The 17,144-nt window shown below is 72.3% G+C and carries 13 protein-coding genes, 1 tRNA gene and 1 pseudogene; 6 read left to right on the forward strand and 9 right to left on the reverse strand.

Translation table 11 applies throughout. The features are described from left to right. Positions 1-179: 179 nt before the first annotated feature. The 5 genes from H8R17_RS13195 to H8R17_RS13215 form a co-directional block, all read right to left on the reverse strand. Positions 180-557: a YchJ family protein gene (locus H8R17_RS13195; RefSeq protein WP_187823358.1), complete on the reverse strand. Its 378-nt coding sequence runs from the start codon at positions 555-557 to the stop codon at positions 180-182. Positions 558-652: 95 nt separating this feature from the next. Then, on the reverse strand, positions 653-1,996 hold the full coding sequence (locus H8R17_RS13200; RefSeq protein ID WP_187823359.1) for a M1 family metallopeptidase: 1,344 nt from the start codon (positions 1,994-1,996) through the stop codon (positions 653-655). 152 nt (positions 1,997-2,148) lie between these two features. After that, positions 2,149-6,015, reverse strand: coding sequence for a Pls/PosA family non-ribosomal peptide synthetase (locus tag H8R17_RS13205; protein WP_187823360.1), 3,867 nt, complete (start codon positions 6,013-6,015; stop codon positions 2,149-2,151). 263 nt (positions 6,016-6,278) lie between these two features. Then, positions 6,279-6,551, reverse strand: a complete 273-nt coding sequence (locus H8R17_RS13210) for a hypothetical protein (protein ID WP_187823361.1) — start codon at positions 6,549-6,551, stop codon at positions 6,279-6,281. A 138-nt stretch (positions 6,552-6,689) separates the two neighbouring features. After that, positions 6,690-6,774 (reverse strand) — tRNA-Leu (locus H8R17_RS13215). 185 nt (positions 6,775-6,959) lie between these two features. On the opposite strand from H8R17_RS13215, the gene H8R17_RS13220 reads away from it, so the two are divergent. From H8R17_RS13220 to H8R17_RS13230, 3 genes are all read left to right on the forward strand, one after another. Continuing rightward, positions 6,960-8,285 carry a M20/M25/M40 family metallo-hydrolase gene (locus tag H8R17_RS13220; RefSeq protein ID WP_187823362.1) on the forward strand — a complete coding sequence of 442 codons (1,326 nt, stop codon included), beginning with the start codon at positions 6,960-6,962 and terminating at the stop codon, positions 8,283-8,285. A 193-nt stretch (positions 8,286-8,478) separates the two neighbouring features. Next, positions 8,479-8,712: a chaplin ChpH gene (gene chpH / locus H8R17_RS13225; RefSeq protein WP_187823363.1), complete on the forward strand. Its 234-nt coding sequence runs from the start codon at positions 8,479-8,481 to the stop codon at positions 8,710-8,712. 187 nt (positions 8,713-8,899) lie between these two features. Continuing rightward, a complete protein-coding gene (locus H8R17_RS13230; protein ID WP_187823364.1) occupies positions 8,900-9,697 on the forward strand; it encodes a chaplin in 798 nt (265 codons plus the stop codon). Positions 9,698-9,767: 70 nt separating this feature from the next. Here the strand turns inward: H8R17_RS13230 and H8R17_RS13235 are convergent, their stop codons facing one another. After that, positions 9,768-9,956, reverse strand: a complete 189-nt coding sequence (locus H8R17_RS13235; RefSeq protein ID WP_014671721.1) for a DUF5703 family protein — start codon at positions 9,954-9,956, stop codon at positions 9,768-9,770. A 47-nt stretch (positions 9,957-10,003) separates the two neighbouring features. Between H8R17_RS13235 and H8R17_RS13240 the strand changes: the two genes are divergently transcribed. Further along, positions 10,004-10,714, forward strand: coding sequence for a hypothetical protein (locus H8R17_RS13240; RefSeq protein ID WP_187823365.1), 711 nt, complete (start codon positions 10,004-10,006; stop codon positions 10,712-10,714). A 364-nt stretch (positions 10,715-11,078) separates the two neighbouring features. Here H8R17_RS13240 and H8R17_RS13245 read toward each other — a convergent pair whose 3' ends face one another. Together H8R17_RS13245 and H8R17_RS13250 are read right to left on the reverse strand one after the other, a co-directional pair. Further along, positions 11,079-13,268, reverse strand: coding sequence for a helix-hairpin-helix domain-containing protein (locus H8R17_RS13245; protein ID WP_187823366.1), 2,190 nt, complete (start codon positions 13,266-13,268; stop codon positions 11,079-11,081). After that, on the reverse strand, positions 13,265-14,251 hold the full coding sequence (locus tag H8R17_RS13250; RefSeq protein ID WP_187823367.1) for an aldo/keto reductase: 987 nt from the start codon (positions 14,249-14,251) through the stop codon (positions 13,265-13,267). Before H8R17_RS13250 ends, H8R17_RS13245 begins: the two co-directional genes overlap by 4 nt. A gap of 277 nt (positions 14,252-14,528) precedes the next feature. Here H8R17_RS13250 and H8R17_RS13255 point away from each other — a divergent pair, with 277 nt between their 5' ends. After that, on the forward strand, positions 14,529-15,584 hold the full coding sequence (locus H8R17_RS13255) for an LLM class F420-dependent oxidoreductase (RefSeq protein WP_187823368.1): 1,056 nt from the start codon (positions 14,529-14,531) through the stop codon (positions 15,582-15,584). Between the two features lie 276 nt (positions 15,585-15,860). Continuing rightward, a complete protein-coding gene (locus H8R17_RS13260; RefSeq protein WP_187823369.1) occupies positions 15,861-16,649 on the forward strand; it encodes a ferritin-like domain-containing protein in 789 nt (262 codons plus the stop codon). A 22-nt stretch (positions 16,650-16,671) separates the two neighbouring features. On the opposite strand, the pseudogene H8R17_RS46650 reads toward H8R17_RS13260, so the two are convergent. Beyond that, positions 16,672-16,932, reverse strand: a pseudogene (locus tag H8R17_RS46650) (CorA family divalent cation transporter); the annotation flags it as partial. Between the last annotated feature and the right edge of the window lie 212 nt (positions 16,933-17,144).

Here is a 17,144-nt window from a genome sequence, read left to right on the forward strand (position 1 = left end):
GACTCGTCTGGGGCTTTTCGGCAACGCGGCGAGGTGCGGTGCCAGGCCGCGCGCCCCGGGCGGGCATAGTGCAAGGACCCTTAGGGCTTGCAGGACAATAAGTTGCGTGGCGGCGCTCTTGACACCGCAGCTCAGGCTCGGTGTTCGAAGGCAAGTTAATCCTCTGCACGCCCTTAGCCCTACTGGTCGAGGAACTCCCCGTCGACGTACACCCAGGCCCCGTCGACCCGCTCGAACCGGCTCCGCTCGTGCAGCGACCCGCCCCGGCAGGACGCCCGGAAGGTCACGGTGCCGCTGGAGTGGAAGGCGGACCCGTCGCCCGTCGCCAGGATCTCCAGCCCGGTCCACCGCATCCGCGGATCGAGGTCCAGCCGCTCCGGCCGCGTCCGCGGATGCCACGTCCGCAGCAGATAGCCCGCGTCCCCCCGCACGAACGCGCAGTACCGCGACCGCATCAGCGCCTCCGCGGTCGGCGCGACGGCGGCCCCCGAGTGGTAGCGGCCGCAGCAGGCCTCGTACGCCTCGGACCGTCCGCAGGGACAGGAACGCGTGGTCATGCGCGCCATTGTGCCAGGGCCTGTCCGGCGGATCCTGCCGCAGACGTGCGCTGATCAGTCGCCGTTGCTTTCCTGCGACTTGATCTGCCGGGGCACTAGAAAGCCGCCCGCGTCCCGGCTCCGGGCAGCGGCGGCAGCGCCGTCCCGTGCACCCACGCCTCGAACAGCTCGTCCACCGGCTCGGTCGCGAAGCGGGCCACGTGGGAGGTGAAGGCCGAGGTCGTCACCGTTCCGTTCCGGTGCAGCTGTCCCCAGCTGCGCAGCATGCGGAAGAAGGCGATGTCGCCCAGCGCGCAGCGCACCGCGTGCAGGGTCAGCCCGCCGCGCTCGTAGAGCCGGTCGTCGAACATCGACTTGCGCCCCGGATCCGCCAGCCGGAGATCCTGTGGCAGCGCGGACAGCTGCCGGTGCGCGGCAGCGGCGAGCTGCTGCGCCGTACGCCCGCCGGACCGCTCCGACCACAGCCACTCGGCGTACTTCGCGAAGCCCTCGTTGAGCCAGATGTGCCGCCAGTCGGCGATGGACACGCTGTTGCCGAACCACTGGTGCGCCAGCTCGTGCGCGACCAGCCGCTCCCAGCCCCGCGCCCCGTCCACGTGGTTGGCGCCGAACAGCGACAGCCCCTGTGCCTCGACGGGCACGTCGAGTTCCTCCTCGGTCACCACCACCGCGTACTCGTCGAACGGATAGGGGCCGAACAGCTCCTGGAACAGCTCCATCATCGCGGGCTGCCGCGCGAAGTCCCGGGAGAACTCGGGGAGCAGATGCGCCGGGATGTGCCCGTGCTGCGACACTCCGCCCGGGCCCGGATCGCCCAGCAGGACCGCCTGGTACTTGCCGATCGACAGCCCCACCAGATAGCTGGAGGTCGGCGCCGACTGCTCGTAGACCCACGTGGTCGTCGAGGCTTTCGGCGTGCGGGTCAGCAGGCGGCCGCCCGCCACCACCGAGTACGCCGACGGCGTGGTGACCGAGATCTGGTACGAGGCCTTGTCGGCGGGCCGGTCGTTGCACGGGTACCAGGACGGCGCCCCGACCGGCTGGCTCGCCACCAGCGCCCCGTCGGCCAGCTCCTCCCAGCCGAGCCCGCCCCAGGGACTGTTCACCGGCCGGGGATTGCCCGACCAGTGCACCTCGACGGTGAACGCGGCCCCCGCCCGGACCGGCTTCGCGGGGCGCACGCGCAGCCTGCCGCCGCGGTGCGTGTAGTGCGGCTGCCGGCCGTCGACCCGCACCCGGCCGATCTTGAATTCGGCCAGGTTCAGTACGAACTCGGTGAGCGCCGCCCGTCCCGCTATGGCGTTGATCCGGGCCGTGCCCGACAGCCGGTTCGGACCGGGGCGGTAGTCCAGCGCCAGCTCATACCGGTGCACCCGGTACCGGGGATCGCCGTTGGCCGGGAAGTACGGGTCCTGACCCACTGCCTGCTGAACCGCCACTGCTGCGTCTGCTCCCTGCACTGTGCTCGTAAGAGGTCCATCGTCCCCCGGCACCGCAGGAGCCGCGCCGGGGAAGTGCAGGCACGCCCCCGCGCCGCCCGGCACGCACTCTCCGAACGACGCAGGAACGCACCTGCACTTCCCCGGCGCCGCTAGCGACGCCATGCCTCGATCGGGTTTCCCAGCCAGCGCGTGTCGTCGGGCACGGACTCCGCGGCCATGACCAGGGACGCCGGGCCCAGCGTCGTACGGGCCCCGACGGCACTGCCGGGCAGGACGATTCCGCCCGGGCCCAGCGTGGCGCCCTCACGGAGGACCACAGTATCCGTCCGCAAGATCCGGTCGTGGAAGAGGTGGGTCTGCAGCACACAGCCCCGGTTCACCGTGGACCCGTCGCCGAGCGCGACCAGGTCGGCCTCCGGCAGCCAGTAGCTCTCCACCCACACGCCCCGGCCGATCCGCGCCCCGAGCCCGCGCAGCCACGCCGTCATCACCGGCGTACCCGGCACCGAACCGGCCAGCCACGGCACCGCCAGCACCTCCACGAACGTGTCCGCCAGCTCGCCCAGCCACACGAAGGAACTCCACAGCGGATGCTCGCCCCTGCGGTGCCGGCCCACCAGCAGCCACTTGGCCACGACCGACACGCCGGCCGCCACCGTCCCCGCCGCGAGCAGCACCACCCCGCACAGCAGCCACGCCCAGCCGCCCAGCGCACACAGCGCCGCCACCGTCAGCACCGCGAGCCCCGCCGAGCAGAACACCGGCACGATCCGGCACAGCTCCACCAGACCGCGCGCCCACAGCAGCCGCGCGGGCGGCTCGTACGTCCGGCTCTGGTCGCCGTCGGCCGCGCTGCGCGGCAGCTTCACCGGCGGCAGCCCCAGATACGACGTGCCCTTCTTGGCCTTCTTCGGCGTCGCCGACAGCACGCCCACCAGACCGCCGTCCGGCACGGACCGCCCCGGCGCGGTCATCCCCGAGTTCCCGAGGAACGCCCGCCGCCCGATCTCCGCCCGCCCGATCCGCATCCAGCCGCCGCCAAGCTCGTACGGCGCGGTCAGCGTGTCGTCGGCCAGGAACGCGCCCTCGCCCACCGTGGTCAGGCTCGGCAGCGCCAGCACCGTCGACACCTCGGCACCCCGCCCGATCCGCATCCCGAGCAGCCGCAGCCACACCGGCGTGACCAGCCCGGCGTACAGCGGGAACAGCGTCTCGCGGGCCCGGTCCATCAGCTGCGTGACCGTCCAGGCCTGCCAGCCGACCCGGCTGTGCGTCGGATACGTGCCCTCGCCAAGGCCGAGGCTCAGCAGCCGTACGGCGATCAGGATCAGCAGCGCGTACGTCGCCCCGAAGGCGAGCGTCGCCGGGACGACGGCCAGGGCGGCGCCCTTGAGCGGCGCGTCCGGCGTGACGCACGCGCGGGCCACGAGCAGCGCGGCCACTCCCGCCAGCACCGGCAGCGCGGTCAGCGCGACGCCGGTCACGCCGTACATCACCCGCCAGTACGTGCCCCGGCGCGGCCGGTCCTTGGGCCAGTTGCGCTTGGCCTTGCCGAGCTTGACCGCGGGCGCGCCCGCCCACCGCTGCCCGGTGGGGACCTGCCCGGTGACCGCCGACCCCGGCGCCACCTCGGCCCGCTTGCCCACGCGGGCGCCCGGGAAGAGCATGCTGCGCGTGCCGACGACGGCGTGCGCGCCCACCTTGACCGGGCCGATCTCCAGCCGGTCGCCGTCCAGCCACCACCCGGACAGGTCCACCTCGGACTCCACGGCCGCACCCCGGCCCAGCTTGAGCAGCCCGGTCACCGGGGGCAGCGAGTGCAGGTCGGCATCCGGACCGACCTTGGCGCCCAGTGCCCGCGCGTACCGCTCCAGCCAGGCCCCGGTCAGCGAGGTCGCCCCGCTGCACTCGGCCAGCCGCTCCGCGGTCCACAGCCGCAGATGCACACACCCGCCGCGCGGATAGCGGCCGGGCCGCACGCCGCGCAGCAGCAGCCGCGCACCGCCCGCGGCGATCGCGAGCCGCCCGGGCGGGCTGAACAACACCACGGCACCCACGGCGACCAGCCACCACGGCGCGGCCGGCAGCCAGGAGTACGCGGGAAGGACGTTCCCGAGCGCGGCCAGCGCCACCGTCCAGCGCAGCCCGGCCAGCGTGAACAGCGGGACCAGCAGCAGGAGCTGGGTCAGCTGCGCACGCCTTTGCACCGGCGCGACGACCCGCTCCGCCCCGTCGTCCTGCGCCGACTCCTCCAGCCGGCGGGCCAGCTTGCGCAGTACCGGCTGCTGGTAGATGTCGAGGACGGCGGCGGCCGGGTAGCGGGCGCGTAGCCGCGTGGTCAGCTGGGCAGCGGCCAGGCTGCCGCCGCCGATCGCGAAGAAGTCGTCGCACGCGCTGGTGACCGGGATGCCGAGGACCTCGGTCCACTGCTCGGCGAGCCACGCCTCGGTGCCGTACAGCTCCTCGGCCGGACCGGCGGTTTCCAGGCCCTCCAGCGGCCACGGCAGCGCGGCCCGGTCGACCTTTCCGGAGGTGCGGGTCGGCAGGTCGTCCACCGGCGCCAGCAACGGCACGAGCGCGGCGGGCAGTTCGGTGCGCAGCTTCTCCACTGCCGCCGCGTGGTCCCAGCCGTCCTGGGTGACGACATAGCCGACCAGCAGCTGGTTGCCGCTGCGCGCGGTCCGTACGGCGGCCGCCGCTCCCGCCACGCCGGGCAGCGCCTGCAGCGCGGTATCCACCTCGCCGAGTTCGATCCGCCGCCCGCCGAGCTTGACCTGCTCGTCCGCCCGCCCGAGGAACACCAGCCCCTCGGGCTCCGCCCTGACCAGGTCACCGCTGCGGTACGCGCGCTCCCAGCCCAGCGACCGGAGCGGCGCGTACTTCTCCGCGTCCTTGTCGGCGTCGAGATACCGCGCGAGCCCGACCCCGCCGATCACCAGTTGCCCGCTGCCACCCATCGGCACCGGCTCCCCGGCCTCGTCGACGACGGCCAGCTCCCAGCCGTTCAGCGGCAGCCCGATCCGGATCGGCTCCTCGCCGCTCATCAGCGAGGCGCAGGCCACGACGGTCGCCTCGGTGGGCCCGTAGGTGTTCCACACCTCGCGCCCCTCCGTCACCAGCCGCTGCGCCAGCTCCGGCGGGCAGGCCTCACCGCCGAAGATCAGCAGCCGTACGTCGGTGAGGGCCTCCGGCTCCCACAGGGCGGCCAGCGTCGGCACGGTCGACACGACCGTGATCTCCTGCTCGACCAGCCAGGGCCCGAGGTCCGCGCCGCTGCGCACCTGGGAGCGGGGCACGGGCACCAGACAGGCCCCGTACCGCCAGGCCAGCCACATCTCCTCGCACGACGCGTCGAACGCCACCGACAGCCCCGCCATGACCCGGTCGCCGGGCCCGATCGGATCCTCGGTGAGGAACAGCGCCGCCTCGGCGTCCACGAACGCGGCCGCGCTGCGGTGACTGACGGCCACGCCCTTGGGTTTGCCGGTGGAGCCGGAGGTGAAGATGATCCACGCGTCGTGCTCGACACCCGGGCGGGCCGCGGGGATGTCGGACGTGCCGTGGACGGTCAGCTCGTGCCCGGCCCCGACGACGGCCCGCACCTCCGCCTCCCCGAACACCAGCTCGGCGCGCTCGTCCGGGTCCTCGGCGTCCACCGGCACATAGGCGGCACCGGCCGCGAGCACGGCCAGGATCGCCACGTACAGGTCGCCGGTGCCGGACGGCACGCGCACGCCCACCCGGTCGCCGAGCCCGACCCCGGCCTCGGCGAGCCGCCGTCGCAGCCGCTCCACCTCGACCGCCAGCGCACGGTAGGTGAGCCGGGTCGTGCCGTCGTCCAGGGCGAGCTCGTCCGGGTACGACCGCACGGAGGCGTCCAGGATGTCGACGAGCGTGCGCGGGGAGGCCGCTTGGCCTCCCGAGAAACGTGCCGTGTCGCCGAACCGGTCGCGGATCTCTGCGTCGAGCTCGTCGTCGAGCCGGCCGAGAGCGCTGCTCTCGTGAATGGCTGCCATCGGTCCTCGCGTCTGAATTCCCGGAAGCTTCCGGGGCGCTGGCGGGCCCGCAGGTCTGCCTGGGGTTGTCCGGCTCCAGCTCGGTAACAAGCCGAAAATATTAGTACGACGCTAGGTTCCGCCCCTGTGCCCGCCCACTCGGCACGGCCGTTCGGGGGTGCCTGGGAGCCGCCCGAACGGCCCTGACCTGCTGATCTCCGGGCCGGACGAGAGATGCCCCACACAATGGGCGACGGGCGGGTCGCCCTCCGCGCACACGCCCGTCACGGCCGGGAGCTCTCCCGTTCACCGCTCCCGGCGAACTCGACGCACGACTTGACCGTCTTCACGTCCCCCTCTCGCACCGCGACCATCGGCGACGAACGCAGCATTCCCGTCTCGTACTTGCTCGCGATCACCATGCGCTGGGTGGCCGCACCCGGCGCGGAGACCTCGAAACGGTCCCCGATCCGCTGCCCCGTTCGCCGGCCGGCCAGAGCGCCACCGCCGCCATCGGTGTGGCCACCGTCCGCCGCGGCCACCGGCAGAACCGACACGATCGCCAACCTGTTCCCGCGGGGTGCCGTCACGGCATTCCAGCTCGACGGTGTCGTAGGAGGCTGAAACGACGAACACCCGCTTCCGGCCAGGAGCCGGAAGCGGGTGTTCGTCCTGCTGTGTTCTGTTTCTGTGTGTGTCCGAGGGGGGACTTGAACCCCCACGCCCGATAAAGGGCACTAGCACCTCAAGCTAGCGCGTCTGCCATTCCGCCACCCGGACAGGTTGCCTGCCGCGCGGTGTGCCCCCGCGGCGACGACATAAACATTACCAGGCTTTCGCAGGGGGCCGATCACCCCGGCCCCCGTGTGAACGGCACGTGACGGGCGCGTCCCGGTCTTGGGGCCGGACCCGGGCAGGAGGAGGATGAGGGGGACCCACCAGCAGTTACAGTCGGGAGGAAGCACGTGAGCGACACGGACACGGCCAGGGGCGTCACCGGGGAGGACGAGGTCGTGGACCTCTGCCGCGAGCTGATCCGGATCGACACCAGCAACTACGGCGACCACTCGGGACCGGGCGAGCGCAAGGCCGCCGAGTACGTCGCCGAGAAGCTCGCCGAGGTGGGCCTGGAACCGAAGATCTTCGAATCGCACCCGGGGCGCGCCTCCACCGTGGCCCGGATCGAGGGGGAGGACCCCTCCCGGCCCGCGCTGCTCATCCACGGGCACACCGACGTCGTCCCGGCCAACGCGGACGACTGGACCCACCACCCCTTCTCCGGGGAGATCGCCGACGGGTGCGTGTGGGGGCGCGGCGCCGTCGACATGAAGGACATGGACGCGATGACCCTCGCCGTCGTCCGCGACCGGATGCGCAGCGGGCGCAAGCCGCCCCGGGACATCGTGCTGGCCTTCCTCGCGGACGAGGAGGCGGGCGGCACCTGGGGTGCCAAGCACCTCGTACGCAAGCACCCCGACCTCTTCGAGGGGGTCACCGAGGCGATCGGCGAGGTCGGCGGGTTCTCCTTCACCGTCAACGAGAAGCTGCGGCTCTACCTCGTCGAGACCGCCGAGAAGGGCATGCACTGGATGCGGCTCACCGTCGACGGGACGGCCGGGCACGGTTCCATGACCAACACCGACAACGCGATCACCGAGCTGTGCGAGGCGGTCGCGCGGCTCGGCCGGCACAAGTGGCCGGTGCGGATCACCAAGACCGTACGGGCCTTCCTGGACGAGCTGTCCGACGCGCTCGGCACCGAGCTCGACCCCGAGAACATGGACGAGGCCCTCGCCAAGCTCGGCGGCATCGCCCGCATGATCGGCACGACCCTGCGCAACTCGGCGGCGCCCACCATGCTCGGCGCCGGCTACAAGGTCAACGTCATCCCCGGCCAGGCCACCGCGCACGTCGACGGGCGCTTCCTGCCCGGCCACGAGGAGGAGTTCCTCGCCGACCTCGACCGGATCCTCGGCCCGCGCGTGCAGCGGGAGGACGTGCACGCCGACAAGGCGCTGGAGACCGACTTCGACGGAAGGCTCGTCGACGCCATGCAGAGCGCGCTCGGCGCCGAGGATCCGATCGCGCGGGCCGTGCCGTACATGCTCTCCGGCGGCACCGACGCCAAGTCCTTCGACGACCTCGGCATCCGCTGTTTCGGCTTCGCGCCGCTGAAGCTGCCGCCGGAGCTGGACTTCGCCGGCATGTTCCACGGCGTCGACGAGCGGGTGCCGGTGGAGGGCCTGACCTTCGGCGTGCGGGTGCTGGACCGTTTCATCGACGCGTCCTGAACCCTCGGTCACCGCGTCCGTTGGCCATTGATAACGCCACAGTAATCGGGATAACGCCACAGTAATAGGCTGCGTGTACGAGTGGGCCCGATAAAGAGTGAATGGGACCATATGCTCGTAGCCTCATTACTCCGTCCTCGTTACTGGTCATGTGATCCGCAATTTTGGATCGCATTGCCAACAAGGAGGAATAATGATCAAGAAGGTCGTCGCTGCTGCGGCTGCCACTGGTGGGCTGGTTCTCGCGGGTGCGGGCATGGCCGTCGCCCACGCGGGTACCCAGGGTGCCGCCGTGCACTCCCCGGGTGTCCTGTCCGGCAACGTTGTCCAGGCGCCGATTCACGCCCCGGTGAACGTCTGCGGCAACACGGTCTCCGTGATCGGGCTGCTGAACCCCGCCTTCGGCAACACCTGCATCAACAAGTGACGTTGTGCCTCATTTCATGAGGGCCTGACCCCGTCCGGCATTTGTGGGGGGGGCTTTGAAGTCCGTCGGCCCCGGACCGCGCGCCATGCGCTCCGGGGCCGACCGGTCTTTTCGATACGTCGGAACGCCGAGTACGGGCACATTCCGCGCCCGTTCCCGGCACAAGGTCGAAGGCAGGAATTCAGCAATGCGACACGTCACCCGCAAGGGCCTGATGACTGTGGCCGCGGCGACCGGTTTGATCGCCGCCGCGGGCAGCTCCGCCCACGCCGATTCGGGCGCGAGCGGCTCCAGTTCGGACTCGCCCGGCGTGCTGTCCGGCAACACCGTTCAGGCGCCGGTGGACGCGAAGGTCAACGTCTGCGGCAACACGGTCAACGTCGTCGGCGTGCTCAATCCGTCGGTGGGCAACGCATGCGCCAACCTGGGCGGCGGCTCGTCGTCCGGCGGGCACGGCGACTCCGGCGGAAACGGCGGCTCGCACGCCGACGGCCACGCCAGTGACTCGCCCGGCGTCGGCTCCGGCAACCACGTCCAGGCGCCGATCCACGTCCCCGTGAACATCTGCGGCAACGGCGTCGACGTCGCCGGGGCAGGCAGCACCACCACGGGCAACGACTGCGGCAACGGGGGCGGCGGCCACTCCGCTACCCCGCCGGGCGGCGGCCACGAGACGCCGCCCGGAAACCCCGGCGATCCGAGCGACCCGAATGACCCGGGCAACCCCGGAAGCGGGGGCCCGGGAGGGCCGGGCGGCCCGGAGAACCCCGTGGAGCCCTCCCGCCCCGGCACCCCGGGCGCGCACACCCCTGGCGACCCCGCGCACCCGAACCAGCCGGGCGCGCTGTCCGTCGCCCAGCCCGACGGCACCACGCAGCTCGCCCGTACCGGCGGTGACCTGCCCCTGGGCGTCGTCCTGCCGGTCGGCGCCGCCGCGCTGCTCGCGGGCACGGTCCTGTACCGCAAGGCACGGGCCTCGGCGTAACGCCAGGACACACGCACAGAGCGGGCTCCGCGTCGGCGGGGCCCGCTCCGTGCGTGTGCACTGCCTCAGCTCACCACGTGGCGCGTACCTGGCGGATGATCCGCCGCCGCAACCGCACCCTGCGGCTGCCGTCACGCAGCAGGCTCAGGCGGTCCAACTCCCAGTGTCCGTACTCGGCGTGGTCCGTCAGCAGCCGTGTCGCTTCCTTGCGGGAGACCCCGCGCGGCACGTACACGTCGACAAATTCGTATTCCGGCATCGCATCTATTGTGCGTGCGGAGCCTCGGTACGGATAGCGTCTGCAGTATGTCTGATGCTGTGCAGCCCACCGCTGCCGAGGTACGCGCCGCCGCCGAGGCGGTCAAGACCGCGCTCGACCGCCACCTGGCCGCGGTCGAACGCAGGTCGGGGGAGGACGACCCGGCCGTCTACGAGGCGTTCAACCAGCTGGCCGCGGCCGCGGAGGCGTACGACGAGCTGCTCTACGACCGCCACGACGAGGTCACACCCTTCGAGATCCCCGGTACGGAGGAATCCCTGCCGCCGTACACCGGCCCCGAGGAACCGAACGCGCTGAGCGTGCTGATCCGCCGCGACTACGCCGTGGTGGAGCCGCAGCGGCTGCTGGCCCAGGCCCAGCGGATCGAGGCGGTGGACGAGGAGGACGGCGCGGACGGCGTGGGCGTGGCGGCCTCCGGCACGATCCACGGCGCGCTCGGTATCCTGTTCGGCGAGTTCGAACCGGACGAGATCGTCACCCGGCACAAGGAGTTCGGTCTGGAGGAGGGCGACTCCACGCTGTGGGTGACCGCCGCGGACGAGCCGGCCGACCCCGGTGAGTGGCTGGAGGCGCCGTTCGAGCAGATCGATCCGCAGCGGGTGGTGTGCCGCTTCGACGTCAGCGCGGTGTTCGACGACGAGGACCTCGACGACGAGGACGACGAAGAGGACTCGGCCGACCTCGACTCGGAGCTGGACGAGGACGAGGACCTGGAACCCTTGGACGCGGACCGCTGACGCGGCCTGCCGACGGCAGGCCCGACCACGACGGCGGCGGTCACCGGGAGACTCCCTGGTGACCGCCGCCGTTCGTCTGCCCCGGGCGCCTGGCACGTCCTGCGAACCCGGGAGATCCGGCACTCCGGCACCGGCTCACCGTCCGGCCGGCGCGGTGGGCTGTTCATGTGGGGGCCCGTCGTCGGGCCGCGAGGGCTCGGGCCCCTGCATGGGCCGGGCCCCGCATGGGTCGGGCCGCCATCGGGCCCGCGGAGTCGGCGGGCGGGCCGGGCCCCGCCATCGCGGCCTGCGAGCGAGTCGCCGTGCGACTCGCGCGGTCGGCTTGCCGTCGGGCACACCCGGGCGTCCGCGGTCGGCGTGCGGTTCAGGCCGCCGTCGTCGGGATCTGTGGGGCGAGGAGGGCCGGGAGGCGGGTCGTACGGGGCTTGTGCGGGGTCTCGGCCACGGCCCGGGGGAGCGCCTGCTCAACGCCGTGCACCACGGACAGGTGCCGGTCGGCCCGGCCGAACGCCGTGTAGACCCACGGGCGGCTGAGTGCCTGCGCGGCGTCTCCGGGCAGCACCACGACCGCCGCGGGCCACCGGCAGCCCACCGCCTGGTGCGCGGTCAACGCCCACCCGTGCCGCACGGTCTGCTCCACCCGCTCCTTCGGTACGACGACCGCCTCGCCCGCGCAGGACAGGTGCAGCCCCTCGGCGTCGGCCGTCACCACGCGGCCCGGCAGCGTACGACCCGGCGCGGGGGAGTAGGCGATCCGGTCGCCGGGGTCGAAGCCGCCGAAACGGCCGGGACCGGGGTTGAGCCGCTCCTTCAGCGCGGCGTTCAACGCGCGCGTACCCACCGCACCGCCATGCCCCGGCGTGATCACCTGCGTCTCCTCGACCGGGACGCCGATCGCCCGCGGCACCGAGTCCACGACGAGCTGCACGGTCCGGTGCACAGCCTCGCCCGCGTCCCGCACCGGCACGATCACGACCTCCTTGCCGGGCGCCTCCACCTGGTTCAGCTCGCCAACGCCGATGCCGGAGACCAGCTCGCCCAGCGGACCGGGGTCCGGGCGCCGCGAGGCGATCTGCGGACAGACCCGCGCCGCCAGCAGATCCGCGAACACCCGCCCCGGGCCCACGGACCACAGCACCGCCGGATCCCCGGACAGCACCAGCCGGGCCCCGTCCGGCAGCGACTCCGTCAGCAGCGCCGCCGCCTCGACGTCCAGCTGCGGCGCGTCGAGCACCACGAGAAGGTCCAGATCCAGGGCACCGTCCGCGTCCCGCCCCGGCCCTTCGGCACCCGACAGCAACCCGGCGACGGTGGCCACGCCAGGTCCGGACTCGCCGGTATCGGAACCGGCATGCCGGCGCAGCAGCGCCGCGAAACGCCCGCGCCCGATCATGGTGTGCGTGGCGGCCCAGGCACGCAGCCCGAGCCCGTGCGCCGCCTGCACCAGCGCGGCCGGCTCGGCCAGCGACGCCTCCCCACCCGTATGAAGAACCACGCCGTGCCCCGCGACCGCCCGGATCAGCCCGCCGCCCGCCCCTTCCGCGGAAGCCGCAGCCCGCTCCCACTCCTGTGCCGAACCATCCTGCTTCGGCACGGAGTTGACCAGCCGGGCCAGCCCGTCGGCGAGGCTCTCCTCGGCGAGCGCGTACCGCTCGAGCCCGACCAGGACACGGACGGGACGCTCCTCGTCCTCTTCGTCCCCGTCCTGGGCGCCGGGCCCCTCCAGGGCGTCCTGGAAGACCAGGGCCTCACCCTCCGCGATGGCGTCCTGTACAGCGGCGCCGGTGTCCGGCACGCCCCGCTGGGCCAGCGCGGCGGTGAGCGCCGGCAACTCCAGGGTCGTGTGCCCGGCCAGGGCCGCCTGCTCCAGCAGCCACACGGTCACCGCGCGCCCACGCCGCTCGTCGTCCGGCCCGCACTCCGGCCCGAGCAGCGCCCGCGCGAACCCGTCGGCCTGCTCGGGCCGTACGCCGCCGATGCGCAGCAACTGCCAGGGGTCCGCCCGCAGGCTCGCCTCCGCGCCCTCGCCGAGTACCGCGGCGACCTGCAAAGCGAGCGCCTCGGGCGCGCCGCCCTCGGCCAGCACCTGCCGCACGGCCTGCACGCTCTCCGCCGCGGGCGCGAGGACAGCCTGAGCCTGAACCTGGGCCTGCGCCGACACCGGCTGCGGCCGCCGCGCCGGCTCCGGCGCAGCCCGACGAGGGGCAGGCTCGGGCCCGGCGAAGACGGCCGCCACGGGCTTCTCCCCGCTCTCCACGGCCCGCACGGCAGCCAGCAGATCGGCGGCCTTGCCGCTCAGCTTCGCGCCGCTCTCGACCGGCCGCTTCTTCTCGGCCTTGCGTCGCTCGATGCGCTCCCGCTCGGCCTGCTGTGCCAGCAACTCGGCCTCGGCCTCGGACAGCTGGGACGCGTCGGCGTCACCACCGTCGCCCCCCGCGCCGGCCTCGCCGCCTTCCGCGTCGGTCGTACCGTCGACGTCCTCCGCAGCCTGTCCGCCGTCGGCGCCCGGCGTCCCCGGCTCGGCGTCCTCCGTGGTCTCGGGCTCCGTGCTCACAGCGTGCTCCAGTCGTGATCGGGATAGCGGTGCACGGGCGCCGACACGTCGTCGAGCGCCCGGCAGATCTCGCCAGGAAGACTAAGGGTCTCCACTGACAATGCCGCCGTGAGCTGCTGCGCGTTGCGCGCGCCAACGATGGGCGCGGCCACGCCGGGCCGGTCGCGGACCCAGGCGAGCGCCACCTGGAGCGGGGTCACCGCGAGACCGTCCGCCGCGGTCGTGACGGCGTCCACGATGCGGCTGGCGGTGTCGTCGAGGTACGGCGCGACGAACGGGGCCAGGTGCTCCGAGGCACCGCGCGAGTCCGGGGGTGTCGTGTCGCCCCGGTACTTGCCCGTCAGGACCCCGCGGCCGAGGGGTGAGGAGGGCAGCACTCCGATGCCCGTGTCCAGCGCGGCGGGTAGCACCTCGCGCTCCACACCACGCTGCAACAGCGAGTACTCCATCTGCGTACTCGCCAGCCGCGTCCGCGTGCCCGGCACCGCCAGCTGCCAGGTCGCCGCCTTGGCGAGCTGCCAGCCGCAGAAGTTGGAGACGCCGGCGTAGCGGGCGCGGCCGCTGCCGACCGCCAGGTCGAGGGCGTGGAGGGTCTCCTCCAGCGGAGTGTGCGGGTCGAAGGCGTGGACGTGCCACACGTCGACGTAGTCCGTACCGAGCCGGGACAGCGAGGCGTCCAGGGCGGAGAGCAGGTGGCCGCGGGAGCCGTCGAAGCGGCGGTCGGGGTCCGGTACGCTGCCCGCCTTCGTCGAGATGACCAGGTCCCGGCGCGGCACCAGGCCGTCTGTCAGGCGCCCGAGCAGATACTCGGCCTCTCCGTCGCCGTACACGTCCGCCGTGTCGACGAGGGTCCCGCCCGCCTCCCAGAACGTCTTCAAGAGGTCCGCCGCGTCGTGCTCGTCGGTGTCCCTGCCCCAAGTGAGGGTGCCGAGCCCGATCCGGGACACGCGCAGGCCGGTACGGCCGAGATGCCTCTGCTCCATGAACGCCGAGATTACTGGTCAGAACCTGCGCTGTGGGGGCCTGTGGACGACCGATTTCGCCATGGGAGGCACGACTGCCCGCAGCTACCACGGCTGCTGTTGCCTCGGTTCCTCAAACGCCGGGACGGGCTGAGAGGTGGCAGATGCATCATCGTCCGTGGACCTCGAGGGCTGAGCTTTGCCGACGGCGCCCAAAGGGACCGCTTGGCCCACACCCCCCGCCCCCGCGCTAAGGTCTCCGCCAAGGGACGTTACTGATCGGTAAGGGGAATCGGGCATGCAGCTAGGGATCAACCTCGGCTACTGGGGCGCCGGCATGGACGCGGACAATCTCGCCGTCGCGCAGGAGGCCGACCGGCTCGGATACGCCGTGTGCTGGGCCGCCGAGGCCTACGGATCGGACGCGGCCACCGTACTGACCTGGGTCGCCGCCCAGACCACCAGGATCGACGTCGGCTCGGCCATCTTCCAGATCCCCGCCCGCCAGCCCGCGATGACCGCGATGACCGCCGCCACCCTGGACTCCCTCTCCGGCGGCCGCTTCCGCCTCGGCCTCGGCGTCTCCGGCCCGCAGGTCTCCGAGGGCTGGTACGGCGTCAAGTTCGACAAGCCTCTCGCCCGCACCCGCGAGTACGTCGAGATCATCCGCAAGGCCATGACCCGCGAGCGCCTGACCCACGACGGCGAGCACTGGACGCTGCCCCTGCCCGGCGGTCCGGGCAAGCCGATCAAGCTGACCGTGCACCCGCAGCGCGAGCACATCCCCCTCTACATCGCCGCCATCGGCCCCAAGAACCTCGAACAGACCGGCGAGATCGCCGACGGCGCCCTGCTGATCTTCCCCTCCGCCGATCATCTCGAGGAGACCACGATCAAGTATCTCCGCGCGGGTCGCGAAAAGGCAGGCAAGACGCTCGACGGCTTCGACGTGTGCCCGACCCTGCCCCTCGCCGTCGGCGACGACAAGGACCTGCCCGCCCTCGCCGACACCTTCCGCCCTTACACCGCGCTCTACGTCGGCGGCATGGGCAGCCGCAAGCAGAACTTCTACAACCAACTCGCCCAGCGCATGGGCTACGAGAAGGCAGCCGCCGAGATCCAGGACAAGTACCTGTCCGGCGACAAGCAGGGCGCCGCGGCCGCCGTACCGCACGAACTCATCGACAGGACCACCCTGCTCGGCTCCGTCGACCGGATCGCCGACCGCATGAAGGCATACGCGGAGGCCGGCGTCACCACCCTCACACTCGCCCCGGCCGGCTTCAGCCTCGACGAGCGCATCGCCTCACTCCGCGCCGGCACCGAGGCCCTGGAACGCGCCGGGCTCGCATAGCTTCCCGGCGCCCAGCGGAGCTTTCCACGGCCGTGGTGGGGGCTCGGGGGTCTTCCCCGCCACGGCCGTCATGCGGAACAACGCGCCGACACACACCCCGGTTACGCCCCCGCACACTGCGAAACCAGCCCACACACGCGCGCGATGCGCCCGCGTCATGACCCCGCCGTCCTTCTTTCGGCGGAGTTGTCCGACACAACTGTTGCAGCACCCCTCGCCCGGCATTTGACTCGTTCTTTGCAGACTTCGCGGAACCCGGCAGAGAGGATGCCCACGATGCTTTCGGCCAAGAGTCTGTTCCAGGAGATCCTCGACAACGACGAGTCCTACGCCCTGTTCTGCTCCATCGCCGCCAGCGGCGAGGCACAGGGCGGCTGGGAGAACGCGCGCATCGCCGCGCTCGTCCCCGAGACCGAGCGCGCACTCGCCCCCAAGATCACCCGGCACGGCGCCGACGAGGACAAACACGGCCGGATCTTCAACGCGCTGATGAAGAAGCGTGGCCTCGAACCCGTCCCCGTCCCGCCGGAGACCGACTACACCATGCTCCTGGAACAGCATGGCGTCGGCCTCGCGCACGAGAAACTCAGGCGCGACGAGAAGCTCACCGTCCAGGACATCGTCACCTACCTCGCGCACAGCCGGGTCACCGAACAGCGCGCCTCCGAGCAGATGGACATGCTCCGCAAGCACTTCGCCGACCACCCCGACCTCGGCCGCGCAGTCAGGATGATCGCCAACGACGAGGACAACCACCTCGCCTACTGCCACGAGGAACTACTCCGCCTGACGGACGCCGGACACGGCCGGGCCATCCAGCGGACCCTGCGCGAGTGCGCGCTCGCCGAGATCCGCATCTACCGGGACGTCAGCCTCGCGGTCATGGCCCACATGGGCCGCATCCTCGGCTGGTCCAGGCCCAAGGCCGCGGCGCTCGCGGCCGGCATCCACGCGGTCCACGGCTACGAACGCCTCGGCGGCTGGCGCCGGATGGTGTCCCTGAAGACGCCGGACCACCGCAACGCCCTGGGCGGCCCGGCCACCACGGCACCCGAGTTCGCCTGAGCGCCCGGGACACACCCGACCCCTACATCCACCCCCGCCGCTTGAACAGCCGGTACAGCAGCACCTCCAGGGCGGCCATCCCCACGATCACCGCCGGATACGACCGTAGCCCGCGCAGCTCCGGCATGTGATCGAAGTTCATGCCGTAGATCCCCGCGATCATCGTGGGAATCGCGGCCATGGCCGCCCACGCGGAGATCTTTAGCCTGTTGTCGTTCTGCCGCACGTTCATCTGCGCCAGATGCGCCGAGAGGATGTCCGACACCAGCCGGTCCAGACTCTCCGCCCGAACTCCTCGGTGACCCGGTCGAATTCCCGCTCCGACGGCTCGGGCAGCCCGATCCAGACGACCCGCCCACGGCCCGCGCCTCGCCCAGCGCGTCCGGGAGGTCCTCGGGGCCATCCGTGCGGTGTCCGTCGCGGCAGACGGCACAGTCGACGGTCGCGGAGCGCATTCTCCCGTCGTCCGGCGTCCGCCGTACCACGGCGTATGCC

Source organism: Streptomyces sp. TRM68367 (genome assembly GCF_014495685.1).
GTDB lineage: Bacteria > Actinomycetota > Actinomycetes > Streptomycetales > Streptomycetaceae > Streptomyces.